Annotated in this window: 3 protein-coding genes; all 3 read right to left on the reverse strand. The window is 73.5% G+C overall.

What is annotated here, in order from left to right:
• Positions 1-39 precede the first annotated feature (39 nt).
• Positions 40-858 carry an alpha/beta fold hydrolase gene (locus tag ACYQBY_RS13180; RefSeq protein WP_459644302.1) on the reverse strand — a complete coding sequence of 273 codons (819 nt, stop codon included), beginning with the start codon at positions 856-858 and terminating at the stop codon, positions 40-42.
• Between the two features lie 31 nt (positions 859-889).
• On the reverse strand, positions 890-1636 hold the full coding sequence (gene fabG, locus ACYQBY_RS13185) for a 3-oxoacyl-ACP reductase FabG (protein WP_459644303.1): 747 nt from the start codon (positions 1634-1636) through the stop codon (positions 890-892).
• 231 nt (positions 1637-1867) lie between these two features.
• On the reverse strand, positions 1868-2407 hold a 540-nt coding region (locus tag ACYQBY_RS13190), incomplete at its 5' end, for a hypothetical protein (RefSeq protein WP_459644304.1).

Below are 2407 nucleotides of genomic sequence, written 5' to 3' on the forward strand. Positions count from 1 at the left end.
CCGCGGCCGGGTCCGGGCGTCGCCGCGTCCGGGTGGTGCTCAGGCGACGACGCGCAGGTGCCTGCCGGTCCCGGTGCCGAGGAAGCCGGTGAGGACCTCGGCCACCTCCTCGGTGCTGTCGAGCAGCACGAGGTGGCCGCCGCCGCGCACGACGTGCAGCTCCGTCCGGGGCCGCAGGGACGCCATGAGGCAGGCGTTGGCGACGGGCACCAGCGGGTCGAGGTCACCGGCCAGCACGAGCACGGGCTGCTCCAGCCGGGAGAACCACGGCAGGCTGGACCACAGCGTGGCCGCCTGCAGCTGCCCGAGGTAGGACAGGACGTCGACGGGCTGGGCGAACCGGCGGGCGAGGGCGTCGAGGTCGGGCTGCACCGCGACCCTGCCCCCGAACAGGAACGGCCCGAAGGTGCGCAGCCAGTTCCCGTCGGCCATGTGCGGCACCGTCAGCAGCGCGTACGCCAGGGGGCTGCCGGGGACGGAGCCGACGCCGACGCCGGTGCCCACGAGGACGAGGCGGCGCACCGTCTGCGGCGCGTCGTGCGCGAGCTGCTGGGCGACCATCCCCCCGAAGGAGAACCCGAGGACGTCCGCGCTCTCCACACCCGCCCACTCCAGGACGGCCGCGGCGATCCGGGCCTGCTCGCGGATGGACAGCGGGTACCGCGCCGGAGCGCTCGCCCCGCAACCGGGCGCGTCGAACGCGATGGTGCCGATGCCGGGCGGCAGGGCCGCGCGCAGCGGTTCCCACAGCGCGCGGCCCCCGCCCACGCCGTTGACGAGCAGCAGGTAGGTGTCGCCTTCGTGGACGTCGGCCGTGACCGTGTTCCGGCCGACCTGGACTGTTCCCTCGCGGTACATGGTCGTCTCCCGTGCCGGGGCGACGACGGCCCTACAGGGCCGCCCCACCGTTGATGTCGAGGATCTGGCCGGTGACGAACGCCGCGTCGTCGCTGCAGAGGTACGCGACCCCGCCGGCGATGTCCTCGGGCTGCCCGGCGCGACCCAGCAGGTTGCTGGTCATCAGCGCGTCACGCGCCTCCTGCGGCATGGCGGCGGTCATCGAGGTCTCGATGAACCCCGGCCGGATGCCGTTGACGGTGGTGCCGAAACGGGCCAGCTCGGTGGCGGCGCTGCGCACGAGGCCGACCACACCGGCCTTGGCGGCGATGTAGTTCATCTGCCCGAGGTTCCCGGTCTTCGCCACGATGGAGGAGATCAGGACGACCCGGCCGGGACCCTCGGTGCGCAGCCACGGGGCCGCGGCGCGCAGGCCGTCGAAGATGCCGGTGAGGTTCACCGCGAGGACCTGGTCCCAGTCCTCGTCGGTGAGCTTGTGGAACATGCGGTCGCGGGTGATGCCGGCGTTGCCGATGAACGTGTCGAGCCCGCCGAGGGCGTCGGCCGCCTGGGCGAAGACGTCGCGGACCTGCTCGCGGTCCGTCACGTCGCAGCCGAACCCGACGACGTGGGACGAGGTCCTCCCGGCGATCGCGCCGGCGGTCTCCTTGGCCCCGGCCTCGTTCACGTCGAGCACCGCGACGCTGAGACCCTCGCTGGCGAGCCGCTCGGCGATCGAGGCGCCCAGACCGCGGGCGCCGCCGGTGACGATGGCCTTCGAGACGCTGTAGTGACCCATTGCGGTGCTTCCTCCTAGAGGCGCCGGCGCGCCGGCACCCTCTTCAGCAAGTCGAATACCGGGTGCACGGGCAGGACGTCACGAGGGGACCGACCAGGTGAGGGAGGACCTCGCACGCCCGCTGCCGTTCGCGCCGCCCGCGGACAGGGCACACGACGGTGCGGTGGACGCACCGCCGGATTTCCCGGTCCATCCTCACACGGCAGGGCCGCACGAGTCGTGCTGGAACGGTCAGCCGTCGTGGTCGCCGGTTTCCCGGTCGTCCTGCTCGGCCTTCCCGTCGAGGAGCGCGATCCGGTTCTCCAGCATGGAGATCACACCGGGCCGCGCCGCGTGGGCCTGTTCGTAGGCCTGCAGCGTGTGCAGCTTGGGGAGGGAGTAGTGCCGCAGGCGGGCACGGATGCTCGCGAGCGTCAGCTCGTCCCAGTGCGGGACCGGAGGCGCCTCGTCCTCAGCCCCGTCCTCGACCCGCTCGGCGTCGACGACGTAGGGTTCCGGCGCCTCGAGCTCGACGGGCGGGACGTCCGCCGGCTCGACGGGTTCCACCTCCTCGACCTCGGTGGGTTCCACGGCGGGGACCACGTCCGGCTCGACCTGCTCCACCTCGGCGGGTTCCACCGGGGGGACGTTCTCGGGTTCGACGGGCTGCACGGCCGCCTCGGCCTCGACCCGCTCGGCCTCGACCCGCTCGGCCTCGACCCGCTCGGCCTCGACCCGCTCGGCCTCGACCCGCTCGGCCTCGACCCGCTCGGCCTCGACCCGCTCGGCCTC

This window comes from Kineococcus anabasis (assembly GCF_054590795.1).

What these genes read in the sequence shown, in the direction of transcription:
- ACYQBY_RS13180 (WP_459644302.1), bottom strand. Translation starts at nt 858, where the DNA reads ATGTACCGCGAGGGAACAGTCCAGGTCGGCCGGAACACGGTCACGGCC.
- fabG (WP_459644303.1), bottom strand. Translation starts at nt 1,636, where the DNA reads ATGGGTCACTACAGCGTCTCGAAGGCCATCGTCACCGGCGGCGCCCGC.